This window comes from Nocardiopsis deserti (assembly GCF_008638355.1).
Lineage (GTDB): Bacteria > Actinomycetota > Actinomycetes > Streptosporangiales > Streptosporangiaceae > Nocardiopsis > Nocardiopsis alborubida.
In genome coordinates, this window is sequence record NZ_VWVS01000032.1 from 24,272 (window position 1) to 48,838 (window position 24,567).

The 24,567-nt window shown below is 65.8% G+C and carries 23 protein-coding genes; 18 read left to right on the plus strand and 5 right to left on the minus strand.

Translation table 11 applies throughout. The features are described 5' to 3' along the window. Window positions 1–277 precede the first annotated feature (277 nt). Window positions 278–841, minus strand: a complete 564-nt coding sequence (locus FYW99_RS30330) for a CG0192-related protein (RefSeq protein ID WP_150255801.1) — start codon at window positions 839–841, stop codon at window positions 278–280. 996 nt (window positions 842–1,837) lie between these two features. Between FYW99_RS30330 and FYW99_RS30335 the strand changes: the two genes are divergently transcribed. The 12 genes from FYW99_RS30335 to FYW99_RS30385 all read left to right on the plus strand — a co-directional run bounded on the left by FYW99_RS30335 (window position 1,838) and on the right by FYW99_RS30385 (window position 16,592). Further along, window positions 1,838–4,306, plus strand: a complete 2,469-nt coding sequence (locus tag FYW99_RS30335; RefSeq protein WP_223839810.1) for a molybdopterin-containing oxidoreductase family protein — start codon at window positions 1,838–1,840, stop codon at window positions 4,304–4,306. Window positions 4,307–5,017: 711 nt separating this feature from the next. Further along, complete coding sequence (locus FYW99_RS30340; RefSeq protein ID WP_150255805.1) at window positions 5,018–5,557, plus strand: hypothetical protein; 540 nt, start codon at window positions 5,018–5,020, stop codon at window positions 5,555–5,557. After that, complete coding sequence (locus tag FYW99_RS30345) at window positions 5,554–6,327, plus strand: SDR family NAD(P)-dependent oxidoreductase (RefSeq protein WP_150255807.1); 774 nt, start codon at window positions 5,554–5,556, stop codon at window positions 6,325–6,327. The genes FYW99_RS30340 and FYW99_RS30345 overlap by 4 nt, the downstream gene beginning before the upstream one ends. A gap of 59 nt (window positions 6,328–6,386) precedes the next feature. Then, on the plus strand, window positions 6,387–7,703 hold the full coding sequence (aroA, locus tag FYW99_RS30350) for a 3-phosphoshikimate 1-carboxyvinyltransferase (RefSeq protein ID WP_223839812.1): 1,317 nt from the start codon (window positions 6,387–6,389) through the stop codon (window positions 7,701–7,703). Further along, on the plus strand, window positions 7,700–9,292 hold the full coding sequence (gpmI, locus tag FYW99_RS30355; protein WP_150255810.1) for a 2,3-bisphosphoglycerate-independent phosphoglycerate mutase: 1,593 nt from the start codon (window positions 7,700–7,702) through the stop codon (window positions 9,290–9,292). The genes aroA and gpmI overlap by 4 nt, the downstream gene beginning before the upstream one ends. Continuing rightward, window positions 9,289–10,431 carry a phosphonopyruvate decarboxylase gene (gene aepY, locus FYW99_RS30360; RefSeq protein WP_150255812.1) on the plus strand — a complete coding sequence of 381 codons (1,143 nt, stop codon included), beginning with the start codon at window positions 9,289–9,291 and terminating at the stop codon, window positions 10,429–10,431. Before gpmI ends, aepY begins: the two co-directional genes overlap by 4 nt. A 54-nt stretch (window positions 10,432–10,485) precedes the next feature. Then, window positions 10,486–11,391, plus strand: a complete 906-nt coding sequence (locus tag FYW99_RS30365) for a phosphate/phosphite/phosphonate ABC transporter substrate-binding protein (protein WP_150255814.1) — start codon at window positions 10,486–10,488, stop codon at window positions 11,389–11,391. Window positions 11,392–11,440: 49 nt separating this feature from the next. Beyond that, window positions 11,441–12,256, plus strand: coding sequence for a phosphonate ABC transporter ATP-binding protein (phnC, locus tag FYW99_RS30370; RefSeq protein ID WP_150255817.1), 816 nt, complete (start codon window positions 11,441–11,443; stop codon window positions 12,254–12,256). 77 nt (window positions 12,257–12,333) lie between these two features. Beyond that, window positions 12,334–13,974: a phosphonate ABC transporter, permease protein PhnE gene (phnE, locus tag FYW99_RS30375; protein ID WP_150255819.1), complete on the plus strand. Its 1,641-nt coding sequence runs from the start codon at window positions 12,334–12,336 to the stop codon at window positions 13,972–13,974. A 273-nt stretch (window positions 13,975–14,247) separates the two neighbouring features. Continuing rightward, a complete protein-coding gene (locus FYW99_RS32040) occupies window positions 14,248–14,409 on the plus strand; it encodes a hypothetical protein (protein ID WP_190394875.1) in 162 nt (53 codons plus the stop codon). Between the two features lie 536 nt (window positions 14,410–14,945). Beyond that, window positions 14,946–15,806 carry an amino acid kinase family protein gene (locus tag FYW99_RS30380; protein ID WP_190394876.1) on the plus strand — a complete coding sequence of 287 codons (861 nt, stop codon included), beginning with the start codon at window positions 14,946–14,948 and terminating at the stop codon, window positions 15,804–15,806. Window positions 15,807–15,995: 189 nt separating this feature from the next. Beyond that, complete coding sequence (locus FYW99_RS30385) at window positions 15,996–16,592, plus strand: cupin domain-containing protein (protein ID WP_150255823.1); 597 nt, start codon at window positions 15,996–15,998, stop codon at window positions 16,590–16,592. Between the two features lie 232 nt (window positions 16,593–16,824). Here the strand turns inward: FYW99_RS30385 and FYW99_RS30390 are convergent, their stop codons facing one another. After that, window positions 16,825–17,715 (minus strand): permease, encoded by an 891-nt coding sequence (locus tag FYW99_RS30390; protein ID WP_150255825.1) that lies wholly within the window; start codon window positions 17,713–17,715, stop codon window positions 16,825–16,827. Continuing rightward, window positions 17,708–18,115: an ArsR/SmtB family transcription factor gene (locus FYW99_RS30395; protein ID WP_150255827.1), complete on the minus strand. Its 408-nt coding sequence runs from the start codon at window positions 18,113–18,115 to the stop codon at window positions 17,708–17,710. Before FYW99_RS30395 ends, FYW99_RS30390 begins: the two co-directional genes overlap by 8 nt. Before the next feature lie 1,126 nt (window positions 18,116–19,241). Between FYW99_RS30395 and FYW99_RS30400 the strand changes: the two genes are divergently transcribed. The 4 genes from FYW99_RS30400 to FYW99_RS30415 all read left to right on the plus strand — a co-directional run bounded on the left by FYW99_RS30400 (window position 19,242) and on the right by FYW99_RS30415 (window position 22,537). Next, window positions 19,242–20,270 carry a ParB/RepB/Spo0J family partition protein gene (locus tag FYW99_RS30400; protein ID WP_190394877.1) on the plus strand — a complete coding sequence of 343 codons (1,029 nt, stop codon included), beginning with the start codon at window positions 19,242–19,244 and terminating at the stop codon, window positions 20,268–20,270. A gap of 551 nt (window positions 20,271–20,821) precedes the next feature. Then, on the plus strand, window positions 20,822–21,082 hold the full coding sequence (locus tag FYW99_RS33140) for a flavin reductase family protein (RefSeq protein WP_150255831.1): 261 nt from the start codon (window positions 20,822–20,824) through the stop codon (window positions 21,080–21,082). A 224-nt stretch (window positions 21,083–21,306) separates the two neighbouring features. Next, window positions 21,307–21,807 (plus strand): flavin reductase family protein, encoded by a 501-nt coding sequence (locus FYW99_RS33145; RefSeq protein WP_190394879.1) that lies wholly within the window; start codon window positions 21,307–21,309, stop codon window positions 21,805–21,807. 49 nt (window positions 21,808–21,856) lie between these two features. Next, window positions 21,857–22,537, plus strand: a complete 681-nt coding sequence (locus tag FYW99_RS30415; protein ID WP_150255836.1) for an arsenate reductase/protein-tyrosine-phosphatase family protein — start codon at window positions 21,857–21,859, stop codon at window positions 22,535–22,537. Window positions 22,538–22,760: 223 nt separating this feature from the next. On the opposite strand, the gene FYW99_RS30420 is transcribed toward FYW99_RS30415, so the two are convergent. Continuing rightward, entirely contained in the window at window positions 22,761–23,180 is a 420-nt protein-coding gene (locus FYW99_RS30420) for an arsenate reductase ArsC (protein WP_150255838.1), read from the minus strand. Window positions 23,181–23,191: 11 nt separating this feature from the next. Beyond that, window positions 23,192–23,848, minus strand: a complete 657-nt coding sequence (locus tag FYW99_RS30425) for an arsenate-mycothiol transferase ArsC (protein WP_150255840.1) — start codon at window positions 23,846–23,848, stop codon at window positions 23,192–23,194. Window positions 23,849–23,949: 101 nt separating this feature from the next. Here FYW99_RS30425 and FYW99_RS30430 point away from each other — a divergent pair, with 101 nt between their 5' ends. Both FYW99_RS30430 and FYW99_RS30435 read left to right on the plus strand, forming a co-directional pair. Further along, window positions 23,950–24,234, plus strand: a complete 285-nt coding sequence (locus FYW99_RS30430; protein ID WP_150255848.1) for an ArsR/SmtB family transcription factor — start codon at window positions 23,950–23,952, stop codon at window positions 24,232–24,234. Next, window positions 24,234–24,567, plus strand: a 334-nt coding sequence (locus FYW99_RS30435) for an arsenic resistance protein (RefSeq protein ID WP_394350388.1), incomplete at its 3' end; no start/stop codon positions are given. The genes FYW99_RS30430 and FYW99_RS30435, both read left to right, overlap by 1 nt.

Genomic DNA, 24,567 nt, shown 5'->3' on the forward strand with positions numbered 1-24,567 from the left:
GTAGACAGGTAGCCGTTCCAGAGTAAGCCAGTACTGGCCTGATGCGTCCTGGGTTTTCTGGAGACGGGTTTCTAGATTTGGAGACCACGTATCCTCAAGGAGAACATCGTGTGACTTCGTGGCTACCCAGCCGAGTTCCGGTGCAAAGTGTTGGTCCTGGACGAAGCCGGACGTAGTACCGCGATGTGGCGCAGCCGCCTGGTGGGCGCCCCGATCAAGCGATCACTGATTGCTTGCGACTGCTGACCAGAGCACCCAACCCCTCAGGACGGTACATCTAGACCAGCACCGCGACCACCGCCTGTTCGTCGCCCCACCGGGCCCGGAGCCATCGTCTCCCCTCGGGGGCGGCTCCCAGGACACGCGGAAGCAGCATCTTCCTGTGTGGAATCAGTCGATCGGCGTCATTGGCGGTCTCTGGTTCACTGGAGACCAGGACCTGCTGGGGCCTCCGCTCCAGGAGGCGGCCTTCCTGCCAGACCTCCAGCTCCGCCTGTGCCTGCTCTCCGGCGAGGGCGCGCTGGAAGCAGGCGACGGCCACTGCGTCCTTGGTTCCGTCGTAGACCCAGCGTGTCCCCAGAGTGGAGTGCTCCAACGTGCCGACGAGGTGCTCTTCGTGACCGTGTAGGGGCTCGCCCCGGTAGGTCAGCGGCACGTGGAGCAATCGTGCCCCGCGTCGGAGCAGGAAGGCCTCCACGCCAACCTCCCCTTCCGGGTCGTCGAACCTGTACTTGCCGAGGTTCTCGTCGGACCCCTGACCCGCCCACGATTGGCTGTCCAACCAGGCGCTGATCAACGTCATTTTGCTCGGGGTGACAGTAGCTTTGTGAATGATCGCCATGGGCGCCAGTATCCGGCAGAAGTGTTCGTGGAGGAAGCTGACTTCCAACCCGGCCCTGGCATCTCGATTGCAGCACAGGACGCCTGCTCCTTCGCCCTTTCTTTTCTGCCGGGGCCATGCTATTGGCCCCTGCCGGGAAACTTGGAGCGCCTCACCCCTGGGACCAGGGCGTGCGGTATCTGGCGTTGCGCTGGGCCCAACTGCTGACCAGTGCTGGCCTCGGCCGTCGACGTTCCGGCGAGGAATTGCGCCGTGCGGATCCGTGCTGATCTTTCCCTCCCCAGGTCGAGGAAATCGGCCACATGCCGTCCTCCGGCTCACTGTGATAGCAGAACCCTGAGTTGACACGAACAGACACCATCTCAAGGTTTCCAGAAGGTGCATCCTTTTAATGTCTCCTTCTTGTATCAGGGTGTGGTAATGGAGCAGAGTCAGCTCCAGAAGCCCTGTCCTCTCGTGTGAGTAGAGATCTCCGCTGTGACCGGGTTCGGCCACAGTTTTGGTCTCTGTGCTTCTCTTTGCCCTCCTTTGGGACAGCTGTCCCGCTTTGGGTGGTGCACCTTCGCTCTGGCTGTGACCTGTGCTCGAGTATCCGCGAAGCAGCACGGTGATCGACCACTAATTCATGCGACGTGGGATGGCAAACGCCTCATGATCCACGGGGCTCATCCCAATGTCAAACAACAGGGAAGAAGGCAGGTATGTGCAATAACCGCCTACCACGAAAGGGTTGCTCTCTGAAGTGGAGGGTGGCAGCCTGGTGTGGCTCCAGGGCCTCAGTCTTTCCATGGTGGGTGTCGGGAGATTTTCTGGAGTGCAGGTGTGTCTTATAAAGATTTGGGTGCGATCATTTCTTTTGGGGCAGGGGTCGAAATCTGTCCTCGTGCCTGTCGCCCATGCACCAGGCGTGGCAAAGGGAGAATTCAGATGTCAGTCGAAAATCCGGGATCAAGTCGTCGTTCTTTCTTTCTCCAGGGCGGTCTCGTCGGAGGTGGTATGGCACTGGGCTTGCAAACTTCGTCTGCCCCGTCTCCGACGTCTCTCTCGTCGGGTCCGGACTCCGGCCATGGCGCAACGTCGAGCAATTCCGTGGTGAGCGGAGACGGGTTCGACTTCACCCAGGAATCTGCTGCGCTATCTCCGGAAGAGATCGTCGACACCGCATGTCAGTTCTGTAATTCTCATTGCGGCATGAAGGTGTCTCTGAAGTCTGGACGTGTGATCGGTATCAGTGGTGAAGACGAGGACCGCGTCCAGGACGGAAACCTCTGCGTTAAAGCGAAGATGATGCCCGAGTTGGTCTACAACCATCACCGGATCACCACGCCCCTGCACCGGGTCTCAGGACAGAAGGGCAGCAAGGAATCGCGTTTCGAGCCCGTCTCGTGGGACAAGGCGCTACGCACCATCGCTGAGAAGATGGTGGAACTACGTGACGCAGGAGAAGCCCGAGCCGTCGCCAACCGTACCACCGGCCGTATGCCCCGGGGCTCCGCGGACCTGATCGCACGTTTGTTCTCGCTACTCGGAAGCCCCAACAACACCGACGTGGGGCCGGTTTGTAACGACGCAGGGGCCAATGCCCTGTCCAGCACTTTCGGACTGGGTTACTTCACCAACGGCTACGGCGTGGACGAGGCCACAGGTGAACACGATCTCGGTTCGGCCAGGTACTTTCTGTTCCTCGGAACCAATCAGGCTGAAACCCACCCAGTCACCTTCGAGTACCTGCTGCGTGAGCGGGCCAGGACGGGAGCGAAACTGGTCGTGGTCGACCCCAGACTCACGCCCACCGGAGCCCAGGCCGACCTGTGGGTATCCCCGAAACCCCACACCGACCAGGCGCTTGTGCTGGCGATCCTGTACCACGTCGTGGCGCAGAACTTGTATGACAGGAATTTCATCGACCGATGGGTGGTGGGATTCGAGGAATTGCGCCGCCATCTGGTCGACCACGCCTACACACCCGAATGGGCCGCCGATGTCACCGGTGTGCCTGCCCAGACCATCAAGCAGATCGCTGAGGAGTACGCCAGCGCGCCTCCTGCCGCCATCGTCTGCAACGCTGGTATCTCCCATCAACTCGGGGCCTTCGACACCTATCGCTGCCTGGCCTTCCTTGCCGCGATTACCGGCAACATCGGTCGACCCGGCGGTGGTTGCAACTTCATGCACAACACATGGCCGGGAAAAATGTACCTGCCTCCGCTCGAATCGACCGTTCCCGAGACAACAGAGGCGCTGCCGGTAGGCCCCGATTACTTCGCCGAGTCCATCCTGGAAAAAAAGCCCTACCAGCTCAGGGCCGTCATCACCCAGGGCAACCCACTCCTGTCATCAGCGAATACCGCCAGGGTGCGCAAGGCGTTTGAAAAGCTCGACTTCTATGTCTATACCGGCCTGTTCATGGAAGAGGCCGCCTACTTCGCCGACATCATCCTGCCGGTGTGCAGTGGTCTGGAGATGGAGGGCGTCTACATGCGTCGGGACGATCGCGCGATTCGATGGCAGAACCAGGCTGTGCCGCGGGTCGGGGAGTCACGTCCGGACTGGGAGATCTGGATCGACCTCGCTCATACCCTGGAAGAGGTGGACACCAGCAGTCCCAGAGGTTATTGGGCAAACGCCTTTCCTGCCGAGTGGAAGGACTACCGAACCCTGTGGTCGCAGTTCGTGGCGCACACCCCGGGGATGAAGGGCATGGACGCCGAACGGATGAGCGCCAGAAGGGAACCCCTGCGCTGGCCCTGCCCCGGTTCCGAGCACCCTGGAGTGAGCACCCTCTACATGGATCACCCGAGCTGGTACGAAGCGGCTGATTCCTTGGGGGAGGAAAGCAAGGGGAAACGCTTCCTCACCCCTTCTGGGAAGGTTGAGATCCACACCGAGGAACTGGAGGAGGCCCTGGCCGGGGCCGGTCACTCCGCTCTGCCGATCTTCTACACCCATCCCGAGGTAACCGGCGGGCACCCGACCATCGAGTACACCAGTGCTTTCGTCACCAACCCCCTCTACCCCCACGCCAACACCGTGAAGGTTCGGCTGGGCGTCCAGGCCCGAGGTGACGTGCACAGGGACTACCCACTGATGGGTATGACCGGCAGGCCCAGCGTGGTGCACTTTGCCTCGGTCACGCAGTGGACCCCCATGGGCAAACAACTCAACGGGATACGCCTGATCCAGATCCATCCTCGAACAGCCCAGAGGAACGGTATCGCCGAGGGGGAACAAGTTCGTGTGGAGAGTCCCCGCGGAGCGGTCACCGGAACCGCTCTTCTCTGGGAGGGCATCCGCGAGGACACGATCTTCGTGCCCAGCACCTTCGGCCCCTCGCAGGTGGTCGGTGACGTCTCGGGTGCGGACCGCTACGAGTCCGCCAATCTGCTGACCGACGACCGCTATTTCGACAATGTCTCAGGGCAGCAGGCCTACAAGTGCTTCGCCTGCCGCGTCACCAAGGTGTAAACGGGAAAGCACCCGCTGACACGCAGCAGGTAGCCCGGAGCCGGGATTCCTCCCGCCGAGAGGGCCTGGCTCTGCGATTTCACGGATCGTCCTCCTCTCTCGAGCGCCACTCGGTCCGTGGGCTCACAGTGGCCGTCACCGCTTCCTGATTCCTACGGGAGGCACGCCTTCGCCGATGAGGCAGCGGGTCCCGGGCGACCGCCCGAGCCCTGAGGTCAGAACACCGCTCCCAGGTGATCGGTCCAGGTCAAGGGGCTTCCTTGTGGGTTTTTTCGACTACTCGAGGAGGGATGACTCAAGTTCGACTGAGGAATTCCTCAGTCGGACAGTGACCGAGGGCACCGGTGGCGTCCTGTTCGATCGGGTGTTGGGGAGGCCGAGGGGTGTGATCGAGCTATGCAACTCGAAGCCCCGGCCACCGACCCCGGAGACGCCCTGCCATGGGGAAACCCCTGCGGTGAACGTCTCCTGGGCCGGCTTTTCCGGCAGGCAAGGTTCCGTGACGCAACGGTGTCCGGCAATCCACCATAAATAGCCACCAAGGTGATATTTGTAACTTTACTGCCTCTTTGTTCTCTGCTTTCACGAGAGTCACAGGCGACACCTTCGTTGCATGCCTCCCTGGTCGGCTCATTGACAATTCTTCTGCTGATTCATACCTTCTCTCTCATGCCTTCCTTCGCCTGCTGAATTTTTGACACCCAAGGTCCCTTGACAGTCAAAATCGTCATTGGATCCAATATCGAAACAAAAGCCAAAGACGAAATGCGGAAATCGATGACGAGCATCATGGGTGAAACCGGACTGCGCCGCCAAGAGATGGTCTGCGAACCACTTGGGGTCGGTTATCCGTCCGCTTGTGCGGGAAACGATCTGGATCTTTCCCACGTTCTCTCACCTGCAGCCTCCGTATCGAGCCTGGATCTGGGAAGCGGACTGCGAAGTACTTTCCGCGTATCACCGAACGGCCTCGAGCGCACCCCGAACACGCTGGTCAGCCTGCTCGGGGTGCACAATCCCACCTCGACTCAGGCGGAGTTCACCGTTACCTCGTGCTTTCCCGAGGTAGCCGCGAGCAAGGCTCACTTGGCCTTCCTCGGCGGTTCGGTCGAGACGTCCGGGCAGAGTGGAGCGGATCTCCGTCTCCTCCTCGAGCCTGGAGCCCACGTCTGGTTGACCCAGATCGCGGCACCGACCGAGGAACCGCTCTTCTCCACCACCTCTGTGCCGCGGAAGGACGCGTACCGATGAGCTCTTCTCCGGAGGGGGCCCAGAGGACCGCTCTCGTCACCGGTGCCGGAAGCGGGATCGGTGCGGCCACCGCTTACCGGCTGGCCGACGAGGGCTACCGCGTCGTCCTGACCGGCCGCAGGGTCAGCGCTTTGGAAGAGGTCGCCAAACGCATCGCAGCGGACGGGAAGGCGGTCGACGTCCAGCCCATGGACGTCACCGACCCATCGGCCATCGCGGCCGTCGTCAACGGACTGACCCGATGCGACGTACTCGTCAACAACGCCGGCGGCGCCATCGGGACCGAAGAGGTCGCGGACGCAGCCCCCGCCGACTGGCGCACCATGTTCGAGACGAACGTCGTGGGAGTGCTTGCGACCACGCAGGCACTGCTCCCGCTCCTCACCGAGAGCGGGGACGGGACCATCGTCGTCATCTCCTCGACTGCTGCCTTCACCGTCTACGAAGGCGGTGGGGGATACAGCGCCGCCAAGCACGCCGAACACGCCCTGGCCGGAACCCTGCGCCTGGAGTTGTGCGGCCAGCCTGTGCGCGTCGTCGAGATCGCCCCCGGCATGGTCCACACGGAGGAGTTCTCCCTCAACCGCTACCGAGGTGACAAAGACCGTGCGGCAGCCGTCTACGCGGGGGTCGACCAGCCCCTCCTGGCCGAGGACGTCGCCGACGCCGTGGCCTGGGCAGTCACCCGTCCCGCACACGTGAACGTCGACTTCCTCGTCCTGAGACCCCGAGCCCAAGCCGCGCAGCACAAGGTCCACCGGCGGACCTGACACTTCGCCAACCCGCGTACCGCGACCACCCTCACCCCGACCCAAGGATGGGCACAGCTGTGACACGTTCGACCCGCAATCCGGTCATGGACCTCCCCGAGGTCAGCATCGCCCCCCTCAGGGAACTCGACGCCACGGTCACCGTCGTCGGTTCGAAGAGCTACACCAACCGGTTTCTGGCGATCGCTGGACTGGCTCCGGAGCCGACGGTCCTTCGCCACGCGCTGCACTCCCAGGACACCCTGCTCCTGGCCAAGGCCCTGCGCGCCTTCGGACACGTGGATGTCGAGGCCGACGCGGACAGCGAGACGTTCTCGGTGGTCCCCAACGGCCGCCCCATGCGTGCGCCCGACATCGCCATCGACATGGGAAACGCGGGTACGCCGATCCGCTTCCTGATCACCATGGCGGCCCTGGCGGAGGGCCGCACGGTCCTGACGGGCAACAAGCGCATGTGCGAGCGGCCCATGGGCCACCTCCTCGACGCGCTCGGCAAGCTCGGCGCTGAGGTCCGGAGCACCGCGGGCAACGGTTCGCCGCCGATCGAGATCGGCGGCGGCACCCTGCGCGGCGGCTTCACCCGCGTCGACGGCACCGTGAGCAGCCAGTTCACCAGTAGCCTGCTCATCGGCTCGGTCGGAACGGAGTCGGGCCTCGAACTCGTCGTGGACGGAGACCCCGTCTCCAAGCCCTACGTCGACATGACGATCGCCGCGATGGCCGCCGCCGGGGTCCCCCTCCGGCGGTCGGGGTACGAGCGCTACGCCGTACCGGGTGCCGTGCGCTACCGCGGGGGCGACATCACGGTGGAGTCCGACGCCTCGGGCATGTCCTACTTCCTCGCCGCGGCCGCGATCACCGGCGGGAGGGTCACCATCCCGGGGATCAGTCTGGACTCCGCGCAGGGAGACGTCGGCCTGGTCACCGCCTTCGCCGACATGGGGTGCGCCGACCGCTCCGACACCACCGGCATCACGTTGACGGGCGGACCGCTCACCGGGATCGACATCGACATGTCGAACATGCCCGACGTCGCCCCGACCCTGGCCGTCGTCGCCGCCTACGCCCGCGGAACGACCCACATCACCGGAATCGGCAACCTGCGCGTCAAGGAGTGCGACCGGATCGACGCGGTCAGCACCGAACTCCGCAAGATGGGCGTCTCCGTCGACACCACCGAGGACACGATGACGGTCCACGGCGGCAAGGAGCCCCAGGGAGCGGTGATCGACACCTACGACGACCACCGGATCGCCATGGCCTTCGCCGTCGCGGGTCTGCGCACCCCCGGCGTCGTCATCCGCGACCCCGCGTGCGTGACCAAGTCCTTCCCTGACTTCTGGGACCGCTTCGAGGCCCTGCGAGGCGACCGGTGACCACTCTCGCACCTGGCGTCCTTCTCGTCCTCGACGGCTGGGGGTACGCACCACACAGCCCCGCAAACGCCCTCACCGCGGCCCGCACTCCGTTCCTCGACGCCCTCTCCGGCGGACCCAACGGACGGCTTCTCGACGCCTCCGGGGCCTCGGTCGGCCTTCCCGAGGGAACCGTGGGCAATTCGGAGACCGGCCACCTGGTCATGGGGGCGGGCCGTGCCGTGGAGTACGACAGTCTGCGCGTCGAGCGGGACGTGTCCTCAGGCGATCTGCGGTCCCACCCGCTGCTGCGTGACATGTGTGCTGCGCTGGCACGGAACGGGGGAACCCTCCACTTGGTGGGCCTGTGCTCGGACGGGCGGATCCACTCCGACATCGGTCACCTTCCGGAGATCCTGCGGGCGGCCTGGGAGGCCGCGCTGTACCGGGTCCGGATCTGGGTGATCACCGATGGCCGTGACGTGGCCGATGGCACAGCCGCGCGGTACCTGTCCCGGCTCGCCGCCATGACCGAGGAACGGGGGGTCGGTTCGATCTCCGGAGTGGTCGGCCGCGACTACGCGATGGACAAGAGCGGGAAGGAGCACCTGACGGCCGCGGCAGCGCGGCTCCTCCTGGACGGCGACGCGGAGCACACCGCCGTCACCCCCCAGGACGCGCTGCTCCCCTCGGTCGGTGACGGAGCGATCCCGCCCACGGCCGTCACCGGCCTCTCGGGACACCGCGCACGCGTCGAGGACGGCGACGGCATCCTGTTCACCAACTTCCGCAGCGACCGCACGGCGCCGCTGGCGGACATGGTCGCGGACCTCCTCGCCGCGAGCGGCCGGGATCGGGTGCGCTTGCTGAGTCTGGCCCAGTACGACACCCGCACCGCGATCCCCGCACTCGTCTCCCGGGCGGACGCCTCGGGAGGACTCAGCGATGTGCTCGAAGAAGCCGGCGCACGGTCGCTGCGCGTCGCGGAGCCGGAGAAATTCGAGCACGTCACCTTCTTCCTCAACGGACGGGACTCCCGGCCGAGGAAAGGGGAGGAACACCTCAAGATCACCGGTGCCCCCGACGGGCCGGTCCACGAACACCCGGAGATGAACGCCGCGGGGGTGGCCGACGCCATCGCCGAAGCGTGCGGACGCGACGACATCGACCTCATCGCGGCCAACCTCGCCAACATCGACGTGGTCGGGCACACCGGAAACTTCGACGCGACCCGGCGCTCGGCCGAGGCCGTCGACACGGCGGTGTCGCGCATCCACGCAGCGGCACGAGCCGCAGGCCGGTGGATGCTGGTCGTCGGCGACCACGGTAACGCCGAGCAGATGCTGCGGTCCGCCGGAAAGGGTGAGGCCGTCCCCTACGGGGGACACACGCACAATCCCGTCCACTGCGTCCTGGCTCCGGCGGGCACACGGAGCGATGCCGTATTGTCCACGGACCCGGCGGCGATCACCTCCGTCGCCCCGACCGTCCTGCGCCTCCTCGGGCTTCCCGTCCCCCCGCCGATGACCGCGCCCTCGCTTCTGCGGGAGCCCGCCCTCGACCCGGCAGCGCCGGGCCCGACCGGAGCCGCCCAGGAGGGACGACGATGATCTCCGCCGCGTTCTTCTGCGACGAGCTGGAGCGGCACGGCTTCGGCTTCGCCAGCGGCGTCCCCTGTTCGTACTTCGGTGGACCGATCTCCCTGCTGAGCCGGACTCCGGGCCGTTATGTCGCCGCGGCCAACGAGGGTGGTGCGCTCGCCACGGCCGCCGGTGCCGCGTTGGCCGGTGAGCGCGCCTACATCATGTTGCAGAACTCCGGGCTCGGTAACCTCGTCAACCCCCTGACCTCGCTGATCATGACCTACCGGATTCCGGTGCTCACCTTTGTCAGCCTGCGGGGCTGGCCCGACCCAGCTGACGACGAGCCCCAGCACGCCGTCATGGGACCGACCACCGCTCCTTACCTGGACCTCCTGGGCCTGCCGTACTGGATACTGCGCGCGGATGCCGATGAAGCGCGTTTCCAGGAGATCCTGGAAGCCGTGACGACGGCACTGGACGAGGGGCACGCGCCGTTCGTACTCGTGGAGAAGCACGCGGTCGACGCCGCGGGACGGGCCCGGGGGACCGCGCGCGGACACGCGGGCACCGATCGGATGGACAGCGTCGACGCCGTCCGCCTGATCACCAAGCTCATCGGTGACGCCCCGGTGGTCGCGACCACCGGCTACACCGGACGCGAGCTGTTCGGGGTCGAGGACCGGCCGGCCAACTTCTATATGCAGGGCTCCATGGGGCACGCCTCCTCGATCGCCTTGGGCATCGCACTCAACCGGCCCGACCGCCCCGTCGTCGCCCTCGACGGCGACGGCGCCGCGCTCATGCACCTGGGCGCGCTGTCGGTGATCGGCGCCCAGGCGCCGCCCAACCTCGTCCACGTCGTGCTGGACAACGGTATCCACGAGTCGACCGGCGGCCAGGGCACGACATCGGACACCACGGGTCTGGAGAAGGTGGCCGCGGCGGCCGGGTACGCCGACGCCAGGAGATGCGCCACCCCTGAGCAACTCCACACGGGTGTCACCGCGGCGCTGTCCTCCCCGGGGCCGCACATGCTCGTCGTGCCGACCCGTGCGCGCAGCGGTCCCATGCCTCCGCGCGCGACCAGCACTCACCCGCCCGAGGTCATGCGGGACCGTTTCGCGGCCGCGGTGCGCAGGCTCCCCTCAAGTGCTGTGGGCGACTGACACAGTCCGTATCCCCAGACAACTCGTCCTCCTCTGACCGGAAGGGCTTGCACCATGCCCGGAAAGCTCTCCAGAACGACTGCGCTCTGCGCCGTGGCCCTCACTGTCGCGCTGGCGACCGCCTGCGGCGGCGCCTCAAGCGCCGAAAGCGCCTCCGACCCCGACACACTCGTCCTGGGTTTGATCCCGAACGAGAACGCCGCTTCCTTGAACGCCTCGTACGAGCCGCTCGCGGACCTGATCGCCGACGCCTCCGGCAAGGAGGTCGATCTACAGGTCATGACGAACTACGCCGCGCTCATCGAGGCCCAGCGTGCGGGCACCGTCCACATCGCCATGTACGGGCCCTTCAGTTACGTCCTGGCGAGGGACTCGGGGGTCGACATCTCCCCGATCGCGGCCGAACTCTACGAGAAGGGCGGCAACCCCAGCTACCACTCCTACATGGTCACGCGAGCCGACAGTGGCATCAGCGAACTCGCCGATCTGCGGGGAAAAACGGTCTGCTTCGTCGATCCCAACTCCACCTCTGGCCGCCTCTACCCGCTGGCCGGACTGATGGAGGCAGGTCTGAGCGAGGGTGACTACACCGAGAGGTTCTCCGGCGGGCACGACGCCTCCCTCCTGGCGGTCCGGGACGGAGAGTGCGACGCAGGAGCCGTCCGCGACCTGCTGTACGACGAGGTCCTGCCGGAGCAGGAGGGCATCGACCACGACGACTACACCGTCATCTGGACGTCCGACCCGGTCGTGAACTCCCCTTTGGCCATCCTCAACTCCCTGGATCCCGAACTCCGCGACGCGATCACCGAAGCGGTGCTGGAGCGGGGGAACGCCGACGCCCTCGGCGTCGACGACATCGCCGGCTACTGGGGGTTCACGGAGGCCGACGACTCGTTCTACGACCCCATCCGCGAGATCTGCCAGATCACCCAGGCCGAAGCCTGCGAGACGGGCTAGCGCACGTGCGCACCGGCATCCCCACCCCGACGGACGATACGAGGTTCACATGGCAGGTCAAGCGGTATTCGACGATGTCGGTCGTGGGCCGGTCGTCTCACTGACACAGGTGACGAAGGAGTTCGACGGGGGAGTGACCGCGCTGCGCGGGGTCGGGTTCGATGTCCCGAGGGGACAGATCCTGGCGCTGTTGGGGCGCTCCGGTTCCGGTAAGTCCACTCTGCTCAGGCATATCTGCTGTCTGCACAGGCCGACCAGTGGCAGCCTGCGGGTGCTGGGCACCGATGTGGCACGCGCACGTGGGTCCCAGCTGCGTCAGCTCCGCCGCAGAACCGGCTTCGTCTTCCAGCAATTCAACCTTGTCGGACAGTTGAGCGTGTTGGAGAACGTGTGCAGCGGCGCGCTCGGGCGACTGGTGGGTCCCCGGCTCGGCCTGTTCTCCTATTCACGCGTCCTCCGTCTGGAAGCGCTGGAGCACCTCGACCGGGTCGGTATGGCCGATCACGCGTTCCAGCGCACGAGCACCCTCTCGGGCGGTCAGCAGCAGCGTGTGGCCATCGCACGAGCGCTGATGCAGCATCCGGCTATTCTCCTCGCCGACGAACCCGTCGCCTCGCTCGATCCGGACAGTGCCGACACGGTCATGCGGCTGCTGCGCGAGATCGCGCGGGAGAGGTCGCTGACAGTCATCGGCAGTCTGCACCAGGTCGACCTGGCCCTGGGGTGGGCGGACCGGGTCATCGGGCTCCGCGACGGCGAGGTCATGCTGGACGCTTCCACGGCCACCCTGGACACCACGACCGCGATGGGTGTCTACAGCACCGCGCCGGGAGTGGGAACGGTGGCATTGGACGCCACAGGATGATCGCGCCACCACCGGTACGCTCACCTGTTCGCGGGCCCCTCCCGGAGGGCCCGCGGCGCCCTTCGCGGAGTACGGGGGTGGTCCTCGGATTCCTCTGCCTGTTCGTCGGGACCGGTACCTGGTCGCTGAACTCCCTCGGAGTGAACATCGCGGCTCTGGTCCAAGGGATCTCCAATGCCGAGATGTTCATACGGCGGACCTGGCCCCTGTCCTTCCCCAGCGCTGAGGAGGTGCTTCAGCAGACTGGGATCACACTGGGCACCGTCCTCCTGGCCACACTGCTCTCCGTCGCGCTCAGCCTTCCGTTGGCCGTGTGGGCGTCATCGGTGACAGCCCCCAGTAGACCGCACCGGCTCACGTCACGTGGACTGATCGTGGCCGCCCGCGCCGTTCCCGACGTCGTCCTCGCCATTCTCTTCGTCCGGCTGTTCGGGCTGGGGGCGCTCCCGGGCATCCTCGCCATGGGACTGCACTCGATCGGAATGGTGGGCAAGCTCTACGCCGACGCGATCGAGCAGACATCGCCTGGTCCTCGGGAAGCCCTGAACAGTATCGGCGCCACCCGTGCCCAACGGCTCCTCACCGCGGTCGTTCCCCAGGCCCTGCCGTCGTTCATCGCGATCGGGCTCCACCGCTTCGACATCAACCTGCGGGTGTCGGCCGTCCTCGGAATCGTGGGCGTGGCGGGCATCGGTTTCGAGATGACGAACGCGTTCGCACGCCTCGACTTCGGGCTCGGGATCTCCTGGGCACTGATCCTGCTGTTGCTGTGCCTGCTGACCGAGATGGTGTCCGCCTCGATCCGCAGGATGCTCCTGCGTGGGTCCGGGGACGACGAATTCGGTGCGCACGGCTTCCGTACCCGGTTGTTCCCCGGACGCCCAGCCTCTGGAACGGACGCACCGTCCCTCACGGCCTCACCAGCGGGAACGGCACGACGGGTCTCTCCCCCCTTCGGCTTCGCCCGAGCACGCCGCTGGGTGTACGGCGTCATCGTCGTCGTCGCTGTGGTGGCGTCCCTGTTCGGTAGCGGTGCACTGGAGGCCAGGGCCTCGGCCGGCTGGACAGGATTCTTCACGACGTTGGGCCTGTTCTGGCCGCCCGGGGACGCGGGAATGCTGGACCGACTGCTGCTTGCCCTGGTGGAGACCGTCCAGATCGGCCTGGCGGCTACCTTCCTGGGTGCACTGCTGGCGGTGCCTGTCGGGACACTCGCCGCCCGGAACATCTCGGGCAACCAGGCGGTGCACGGGCTGTTCCGAGGGTTCGTCCTCGTGGTCCGCGGGCTGCCGGAACTGGTCGTGGCCATTGTGTTCGTCGTGGTGATCGGGTTGGGGCCGGTGGCAGGGGTGCTCGCGCTGGCGCTCGGGTCCGTCGGCCTCCTGGGAAAACTCGTCGCCGATTCTCTCGAAGAGGTCGATGCCGGGCCACTGGAGGCGATGTCCGCGCTCGGCTCGTCCAGGACCCAGCGCTACTTCACCGCGGTCCTTCCCCAAGCGGCCCCCGCACTCATCGGCGGACTCCTGTACCAACTCGACGTGAACATCCGGTCCGCGACCCTGCTCGGGCTCGTCGGAGCCGGCGGGGTGGGCTTCTATCTCCTGCAGGCAACGCAGACGCGTGAATACGAGGTCATCACCCTGATCACGCTCATGACATTCACAGTGGTCTTCGCCCTTGAACTGGTCAGCATGCTCCTGAGGCGTTTGGTCCGCTGAGACCACCGAAGTTCGATCAACTTCCATGGTTGACACCAGCGTTGGCTGTTGTTATTAATGGAGAGGAGAAAGACGTTCCCCATCCCAGAGGTCCATCACGACGCTCCGCAGGCCGGAAGGAATCCATCCGGGAACCATCCTGACGTGGATTCCCGTGTGCTGGGGTCCTTGACCCGACCTCTTGTTCCAACGGCTATTCGAAGAGCGGGACATCGATTTCCCTCTGGCGGACACCAGCGGTTCGTCGGAACGAAAACAGATTGGAGGCCGAACATGGCTGGAGGATTCTTCAAGAAGCTCACCGGCGGTGGCTCCAAGCAAGAGCTGGACAGCTGCTGCGGCGCCGTGAGCGTCACCGAGGAGGAAGACGAGACGCCCCAGGCGGAGACCCCGGCGAAGGTCGACGTGAGGGCTGAGGAAACCTCCTCCCGCTAGGTCGACAACCGAAAAGAACTCTCGGGGGCTCGTGGCAAGGTTTCCCTGGAAGTAATATCGACCAGCAGAAAAAACAGCCTGCATCGATCAAGTGATCGGTGCAGGCTGTTTTTTCTGCCAGGTGCAACGCGCAATCCCTTTCGGTGCTGACGCCGTCAAACCGAGATGTCTGCCTTCAGGTGTTCCCACGTGCGACAACTCCTCCCTTGCCGTATCGAACGGGCCGATCGAGGTACGCCAAGGGAAAGCATGTGCCACACCCTCTGGACATGTCCGACATGTCGCCTCTAAGGTTCATCTCAGTCGAACAATTGCTGTTTCGAAGTAGCAGGGCCGCCTCCGAAGAGCGATCCTGAGAACCGACACCCCCACCGTCCTCCCCGTCGGCCGAGAGCGCGCCGCAGGTATTTCGGAAGTCGCTCATTCGGAATTCATGTTCGCACTTCACTCCGCCGGGCGGCGGATCGCCCTGCTGCGGACGCGAACCTGTCTACCCTGCATGAAAGTGGAGAACGATTACAGTGAGCGTCATCCCCGTGATCGACACGCGACTCGGCAGAGAACGTCCAGATCCCCGTGAGGGCTCGCAGGAGACAACCGTCCTCGCCCTCAAGATCGGCGGAAGCCTCTTCTCCGACAAGAGCGTTGAGAACAGCCTCGACATGTCAGCGATAGCGGATTACGCTCGAATGGTTTCCAGGCTCTTCCAGGGGCACCGCGGACGTCTCGTCTTCATCACCGGCGGCGGGGCCGTGGGCCACGGGGCACTCCGCGGAAACGACGGCGCCGACCCGTTCGGGTGCATCCCCCTCACCAAAGCGCTTGCGGATGTCCGCTGGTCGTGGACGGAAGCCCTGCGACGCCAGGGTGTCCGGGCGCTTCCCCTCCAGCTCGGCGCGATGTCGGTCCTGGACGACGACGGATCGTTCTCGGTGCGCGGCGACGTCCTGACCAAGGTTCTCGACTCCGGTGCCCTTCCGGTCCTGTCCGGCGACAGCGTCCTGGACGTGGACGGCAGGCTCCACGGCATCTCCAGTGACCGAGTGCCGGAGTTCCTCGTCCGAGCCCTGGACGCCGACTTGCGGGTGGTCAGCCTGACGGACGTCCCCGGGATCCTGCTGGACGGCCCCAACGGCAAGAACATCCTGGCCCATGTCGACCCGGCCTTCCCCGAGCGCGCTTACTCAGCGCTGTGGGCGAAGAGCCCGTGGGACTCGACTGGGGCGCTCAAGACGAAACTCGACGCGCTCCTGGCCTGCGCTTCGGTCGGGGCCGAATGCTTCATCATGCGCGGATCGGCGCAGGGCACGGACTACTCCCACCTGTTCCGTCCCTTCGGCGACTGGCCAGACGGCGTCTCGTGCACGCGCATCTCGTCCCCCTCGGCCACGACCTGAGCCGTTGTACGGCGCGGAGCCATCACGACCTCACGGTGCGAGCCCGCACCGTGACCCGCGAAGGGGAGAAGGAGGTGCCAGGGCCACCTGGTCCCGCTCGGCGGACTCGCCATCGGACGTGTCAGCCGAACCACCGCTTGGTTTCCTTTGCCGCTTCGCCACCACCGAATCACCGAAGGAGAAAGAGAAATGGCAGCGACTCCTGCCCTTGAAGAGACCTACGGTCAGAAGATCAAGGACCGCCGCGAACACATCAAGATGGACCGAGGGTCCTTCGCGAAGATGCTGGACCTGAGCGTCGACGACGTCGTCGCCATGGAGGAGAAGGGCGGCGGCGAGCTGACCCTCGAGAAGCTGACCCAGATCGCCGGCATCCTGGGGACCTCGACCTCGGAGCTCACCCCCGGGTTCGTCACCGACCTCGACGAGGGCGTCCGCGTCCAGATGCCGAGTGACAACCCGGTGGTTGAGGGCATGCGGGACGGTACCGAGTACTACACCTACAACTGCCTGGTGCGCACCCGGACCCTGCCCAAGCTCGTCCCGCTGCTCCTCGAGGTCAACGTCGACGACCCGGACAAGGCGGCGTTCAACAGCGGTCACGACGCCCACGAGATCATCTTCTGCATGGAGGGCGACATCCACTTCAAGTGGGGTGACCCGGCCAACCCCAAGGAGGCGACGATTCCCCAGGGCGGCAGCTTCTACATCGCTCCGAACGTCCCCCACACCCTGACCGCGACCAAGGGCTCCGGCCCGGCCAAGGTCGTCTCGGTCAACTTCTGATCCCCGGCGGATCGGACTTCCGGCTCGGTGGCCCCGTCCCTCGACGGGGCCACCGGCTCTTTGCTCTGCCTACGGCCGAACCCACCGCGCACCGTCGCCGCACCGACGGCAGCGATGTGCCGATGACCTCCGCTGTGGGAAACCGGCCACCGCCCTACCCACGGAACGACGGTCGCGGCCCCTCTCACGGTCGTCGACCGGAGAGGAACCGCGGGTGTGGGAACGGAGGGAATCAGACCAGGAGGGGGATGAGAAGGCCACCGGCGATAGCGACCAACAGAACACAGGCGACGTAGGCGCCGACCAAACGCGGTTTGAAGATCGCGGCCAGCATGGCCAGTTCGGGAACACTGGCTCCGGCCCCACCGATGATGAGGGCGAAAACCGGGCCCAGCCCCATCCCTGCCGCCTGTAGGGCGAGGCCGATGGGAAGGGCGGCCTCGGTGCGGATGTAGAGGGGGATGCCGATGAGCGCGGCGACCGGCACGGCGAACAGGTTGTCAGGACCCGCGACGGAGGCCAGGAAGGTCTCGGGAACCACACCGTAGATGAAGGCGCCGATCGAAACACCGATCAGCATCGGAATCGCCAGCGGCTTAAAGAACGACACGGCCTGGTCCCAGGCGGGACGGGCCTCGGCCTTGAGGCCCTGCCAGGGGGCGTCGCTGTGTCCCTCCGCACTGACCTTGACCCGGCGGACGTACTTCTCCATCCCCAGCGCCTCCAGGAGGAGAGCGAGCAAGATCGTGCTGACGAAGACCACCAGGAAGTAACCGACCATGACCTGCCAGTTGAAGAGGATCCAGGTGATACCGAGGATGATGGGATTCAGCAGGGGAGAGGCGAGCAGGAACGCCGCCGCCGCTCGGAAGGGCGCCCCGACCTTCAGCATGCCCATGAGCATCGGGAGCGTGGAGCACGAGCAGAAGGGGGTGAGCGCACCGAGAATGGCACCCTTCAGAGGGGCCGTCAGCTTTCCTCCCGCCAGCCAGCGCTGGAGTCTCTCCTCACCCAACCGACGCTGCAGCAGGGCGACGAGGAACGCGACCGCGAAGAAGAGCAGGACCAGCTCAATCGCGATCGTTCCGAACGTCCTGATCGTCTCGATCCAGTTTTCAGACATCTGTTGGTTCCTCTGGGGGGGTAGTCGCTTCGTCGTCTTCTTCGCTGAGGCAGCACGCCTTGGCGCCTTCGGGGGTCAGCGCCGCGAGCGAGGCAAGCCAGCGGACCGGCATCCCCAACTCCTCGCAGCAGAGCGCGTACACGTTGGACCGGCCACGGGGCACGACCTTGACGAGTTCCTGCTCGCGCAGGGGGCGCAGGTGGTGACTGATGAGGGTCTGGCTGAGTCCGGTGGCTTCCTGGAGTTCCTTGACGGTGTGCGGGCGCTCGGCGAGAAGGAGGCACAGGATCGTACGGTTCTCGTCGGCCAGCGCCTTCAGCTTGGGAACGAGCCGCCGCGCCCGCTCCCAGTTCGACAGCTCTTCGCCTTCGAGCAGCCGGATGTCCAGTTCCTTCGACATAACCCTACTCCTATCAACAGTAATCATTCATGTCAACAGCATTGGCTGTTGAGTCATTCGGTGGCGCCTCGCGAACCGGGCAAAGAGCACCGACGTCTTCTCGATCAGGGTGCCGTTGTGGCATCACCCATGATCCCAGTAGCGAGCACTGTTGCCATGAGTGGAGGCTGCGGATCCAAGTCCGTTCTTGCGGCCTCTTGGCACTCGGGGCCGGGGCGAGGGCGGGGAGGAACCACCCGCCAGGCCTCGGGGAGTCTGCTGTGGACATCATCCGCGCCTGTTTCCGGCTGCGCGGGAAGATCCCGCACCATCGCTGCTTCGGCTCCGGTGGCCAGGAGTTCCGCCGTCGTGGTCAGGCCCCCGGTCACTCAAGGGAGAGCCGTGCCGCCGCCCGTGCCGAGGCCTCCTCTCGTGGGGCTCGGTGAGGATCCGCAGGACGGCATCGAGCCCGTTCCAGGGGAAACCTGCGGTCCGGGTCGCGTGCTGTACCGCACGGCGCGTGACGCCGGTACCTCCTGCGCGCGGCTTCGGCCAACGCCGGCGTGGACGAAAAGTGGAAGGCCAGTGATCCTATGGTCACGTCAACCCTGTTACTGACCCGATTCAGAGTTGTACCAGCGCATCCGGACCGAAGGACTCCGCGCTCGTGGCCTTGGTGAGAAGAACACGCGTCCGCTCCGACTGTTCCTGTCTCGTCACTGTCCTGCCTTCCGAGATCGATATGATCATGAACGCCGGGAGTGCGCGTCCGCCACCTGCGACAAGAACCAATAGCGCGACTATCCGTGTCCGACCCGGTGCCATCGTCGTGCGCGTGCGGTTCCAAACAACCAAGAAAAACAGAGCAGGCGGTCTGCTGCCGATTGAAAATGGAGAGAATACTCTTTATCCTTGATCTCCGTGAGTACTCACCCCAGCACTGGGCCGACACTCCGTGCATGTCGGCATGTCCTCGGTCTTCTTCTTCCCGCCCGGCTCGACCACGGCCTCCACGCCCACGCCCACGCGCTCCGCGCCGAATCCGTCCCGGCCTCGGCCGACCACGAAGAAATCGGGCGCATCGCCGGCGGCCGTACCGAATCCGTCACGCTGACCATGGATGGCGTTCTTTGTCAAAGGAGCTGAGATGGCGACCACTTCGGAGCGAGTCCCGGTCAACGTCCTGTTGGACGCCGATTCCCCCCGGGTGGAAGGGATCGACCGCGATCACGTGACACTTCTGGCCGAACAGATTGATGAATTACCTCCGATCCTCGTCCACCGGTCGACGATGCGGGTTATCGATGGCATGCACCGTCTGCACGCGACACGGGTGAGCGGTCGCACAAGCATCGAAGTGGTCTACTTCGACGGCTCGGTCCCCGACTGTTTTCTTGCCGCGGTCGAAGCGAACATCCGCCATGGGCTCCCTCTGACCCTGTCCGACCGTAAGGAGTCCGCGAAGAAGATCCTGGCCAGTCACCCCCAATGGTCGGACCGGGCGATCGCCGCCAGGGTCGGCCTGTCCGGAAAGACGATCGGTGCCTTGCGTCGCGCCTCGACCGACCCCGCGGCCCGGTCCGCGGTCCGGGTCGGGCTCGACGGCCGCGTCCGAGCCGTCAACCCTGACGAGAGGCGCCGACAGGCTGCCGACCTCCTGTCGCAGAACCCGGAGACATCGCTTCGGGAAATCTCCAGGCTGACCTGTGTTTCCGTGGAGACGGTGCGGGACATCCGTGACCGGCTGAGAAGCGAAGGCAACCCCCCGCCCTGCGATGACACCTCCGCGCCCCGGACGGGCGGCGATGTTGTCGGCGACGCGTTGATCACCGCTGAGCAGTTGGCTTCGACCGCGTTGAACGGACGGGTCCGTGCGAGGGTGAAAGGCGCGAGGCAGCACTCCGCCGAGGTCCGACCCATCGACCTCGGGGTTGTACTCGACTCACTCAAGAGGGACCCCACTCTCCGGTACAGCGACGAGGGCCGTGCGATGATCCGCTGGCTCGAGGCCCGCGTCATACGCCACGATGAGGCCGATCTCGTAGAACACATCCCCCCGCATCAGGCCGCCAGAATCGCAGTCGTCGCGCGTGCCTGCGCCGCGAACTGGAACGTCATCGCGTCCCTATTGGAACGCCGCGGGGATCAGCCGATCCCCGCGAGTGCCATCACCTGACGACCGGTGTGCATGGACCGGAACCCGGCCAAGGGAACTTGGCCGGGCTTTTCCGTATCCTGTTTGGAGCTATTTCCAACAACCGACTCCCGCCGTGGGATGGGCCTTGGGTGGTGAGAGAGTCATCTCTGAACAGCGAGGGTGAAATGGGGAGCGCAAGTACACCCGATACGCGCCAGAGAGTTTTTGTCAAGCGCAGAACGTGACGTCGGCTGAAATCTCCCATGGGATGTACCACGTTCTGTGTCGTTGAATCATCATTGCGACTGCCGTTTCCTCTGCGGTGTCGGCGGATTAGGATATCCATGTGAACGACGGGTAGCGCGGCGGACTTCCCCCGGGCCGCGGGTCCTGCGCCCTGAAGGCACACGTAGTCACGATCCTCATCGACCACGACACCCGCGATTCCCTGCACGAATGCTCCTCCACATGCCCGGACCCCGACTTGCTGGTACTCACACCGCGGTCGAGGCCGGTCGGAGAGCAGTGCCCCACGGACTCGACAGAGCCCTTGACGCGTGGGATTTGTCCTCACCTCAACGGAGTAATTCATGCCCCTTTCCTCCAGGAATCTTCTGGACACCCCGGAGGCCGATCTTCGGGGAACCTCTCGGGCTATTCCCTCCAGTGTCTCGGTCGTGAGCGCGACCGGTGCTGACGGGGGCTTATGCACGGTCATGGTGAGCTCGTTGGCGACCGCCTCGATGGAACCGCCGCTGGTGGTGTGCTACCTGAAAGGGGTGTCGAGGACTTTGTGCACGATCCGTGACAGCGGCGAGTTCGCTGTGACCGCCCTAGGGTCTGTTTCTTGAACCGGCCTCAGCTTGTGGGGGGTTGGTTCGGGCACCCACGGGGTTCTGGAGGTGGCGGAGGCGGGTTTCCGTGGGAGAGCTGCGCCGTAGGCGTCGGTTGAGGGTGGTGGTGGGTGACGGGTGGGCACGAGCGAACCCGCCGTAGGCGCCGAAGGTTCCCGTGCTTCGGGTGCCCGAACGCGGACCGAAGCGAAGCGGAGGTCCCAAAAAAACATTGCCTAGCCGTGCACCAGGAATCTGTCGCTTTACGCTTCTCCGCCCCCGGGCGGCCGAGAGGCTTCCGGTATTGGAAGGGAATCCCGTCACGCCCGGCCCCGGTCACGGGCCTCCCCGTGGCGGTCGAAGGAGTGGCCTACTTCGACTGCCGTCTGGTGTCGTGCTTCGAGGCCGGTGACCACCGGGGCGTACTCGGGCGGGTGCTCGCGTGCGGTGGGCTCGAAGCGACGGCGTCTCTCCTCCACGCCGGCAGAGAATTCACCACGGTCCGGGGCGCGGAGGCCGTCAACCGTTGGCTGGGCGGCATCACGGGGAGTCGGCCGGGCTCTCCAGGAAAGCGGGAACCCCCGTCGCCCGAAGACAGCGGGGTACCCGGGTCGAGCCTGGGGAGGTCGGGCCGAAGGTGGGTGGCGACGTACGAGTGCATCGGAAGCGTTGTGGTCCCCGCGCGACGGGCATGGCGCACTCCAGAGCGGTCACCGAGGCCCAGGTGGGTTTCGAGCGAGTAGAAGGAGCGAGGTCTTGTCCTCGGATATTCACCCTGCGAACGTTGGTCCGATGAGCGCTGAGCTTGTTTTGGAGCAGCGGGCCAGGCTGCACGCGGTGCTGGCGGACAGTGCCCGCCTGGCCGTCACCGACGCCCTGCGAACGGGTGACGCCTCCCCCACCGAACTGGGCGAACTGCTGGGGATGCGTTCCAATCTCGTCGCCTACCACCTGCGCGTTCTGGAGGAGGCCGACGTCATCACCCGTGTCCGCTCCGAGGCCGACCAGCGCCGGGTCTACATCCGCCTTCGCCCCGAGGCGCTCACGGCCCTGACACTGGCGCCCCTCCTGCACACGCCCCGCGTGGTGTTCGTGTGCACCCACAACATGGCCCGCTCGCAACTGGCCGCCGCGCTCTGGGAACACCACAGCCCGGTCCCCGCTGCCTCGGCCGGTACCCATCCCGGCTCTCGCGTCCACGAAGGCGCGTTGGCCACGGCCCGGGGCCATGGTCTGCGGCTGGGGTCCCGAACCACCGCCCACGTGGACGACGTGCTGCGCGAGGACGACCTGATCGTGGCGGTCTGCGACAGCGCCCACGAGGAGCTTCCTCCCGCCCGCGATCGCCTGCACTGGTCGGTCCCCGATCCGATACGGGCGGACACCGCCACCGCCTTCGAGGACGCCTTCGCCCAGATCAGCGGCCACATCGAGCGACTCGCACCCGCGGTCCGGCACCAGAAGAGACCGTGACCGACCGTTTCCACCGGTTCACCGTCGGCCAGCAATACGCCCTGAAGGTCGCCTCACGCGACCTGGAGGAGGAGTACGAGGGGTCTTCGACCCCGTCACCGTCGCCCGCGCCGTCTTTCCGGACCGGAGGGCAGCCAGGGGTTGCTTTGCGGATCCGCCAGGTACGCGAAACGCCGGAGGAGGACGAAGACCCTCTGACGTCGGCGCTCACCGACACGGTGCGCTATTCGCCGCCGCCCGGGGAGAGCTCGCCGATCAGCTCCTCGACGCGCTTCCTGATCTCGTCGCGGATGGGGCGGACGGCTTCCACGCCCTGTCCGGCGGGGTCGGGCAGGGTCCAGTCGAGGTAGCGCTTGCCGGGGAAGATGGGGCAGGTGTCGCCGCAGCCCATGGTCACGCACACGTCGGAGGCCTCGACGGCCTCGACGGTGAGGATCTTGGGGTGCTGGTCGGTGATGTCGACGCCGACCTCGGCCATGGCCTCGACCACGGCGGGGTTGAGCGCGTCGGCGGGCGCGGATCCGGCGGAGCGGACCTCCACGCGGTCCCCGGCCAGGTGGGACAGCCAGGCGGCGGCCATCTGGGAGCGGCCCGCGTTGTGGACGCACACGAACAGGACGGACGGCTTGGCGGAGCTGGTCATGGGTACTGCCTCTACTTCGTTTCGGTGGTGATGGACGGCGAGGCCAGGAAGGCCACGAGGTCGCCGACGTGTGTGTCAATAGTGTCGCGGATGTGGCGAAGGTCCTCGAGGGAAGCGCCGTGGGGATCAGCGGTGGGCCAGTCCAGGTAGCGCTTGCCGGGTACGACCGGGCACGCGTCGCCGCAGCCCAGGGTGACCACGATGTCGGCCGCTTCGACGACCTCCTGGGTCAGCGGCTTGGGATAGGCCGGACCGAGGTCGACCCCCACCTCGTGCAGGACTCTGGCCAGATCCGACTCCACGTCCGCGACGGGTTCGGTGCCGGCGGAGGAGACGGTGACCGGTCCCGTGGCGTGGTGTGCCAGCAGAGCGGCGGCGATCTGGGAGCGTCCGGAGTTCTGCGTGCACACGAACAGCACTCGGGGTGACCGGGAGTCCGGTGCCTGCTGGATGGAGGCGAGGGCGTCCAGGCGTTCGGCGGCCAGGCGTTCGGCCAGCACGTTCAGGTGTGCGGTGACCCGGGCGGTGGCGGCCAGGCGCTGGTAGGAGTCGAGGATGAGCGCCTGCACGGTCTCGGTGGAGAATCGGCCCCGGTGACGCGTGGCCAGGCGGGCGGCGCCGACGTGGACGCTCTCGTGCAGGAGCGGCTGCGGCTCGGGAGTGGTCATACTCTTGAATCCTCTGCGAGGGAAGAGGCCGTTCGACAATTCATCAGCCTCGGATGATGGGATAGTATCAGCACATGCTGATATCAGTCGACACTGAGATGATGAGGGCGGTGGCGGACCCTCTGCGCATGCGGATCGTGTCCCTGCTCGCCCGGGAGACCCTGTGTACGACGCACCTGGTCGAGGAGACCGGGGCGCGCCAGACCAACCTGTCCAACCACCTGCGGATCCTGCGCGAGGTGGGGGTGGTGGAGACCGAGCCCTGCGGCCGGTTCACCTACTACCGGCTGCGCCCCGAAGCCCTGGAAGCCCTGTCCGAGTCCCTGGCCGACCTGGCCGCCACCGCCCGTACCAGCAACGCCTCCCAGAACAGGAGGCCCTGCTGATGGCCTCGACCGACAAGACCACCACTGGTACGGGTGAGTCCGTCGTCGCGAGACTCTCCTTCCTGGACCGGTTCCTGGCGGTGTGGATCCTGCTCGCCATGGCCGTGGGCCTGGGCCTGGGGCGCCTGGTCCCGGGGCTGAACGAACTTCTGGCCTCCATGGAGGTGGGCGGGATCTCCCTGCCCATCGCCCTGGGCCTGCTGGTGATGATGTACCCGGTGCTGGCCAAGGTCCGCTACGACCGGCTGGACACCGTCACCCGCGACACCCGGCTGCTGGTCTCCTCGGTCGTGGTGAACTGGGTCGTCGGGCCCGCGGTGATGTTCGCGCTGG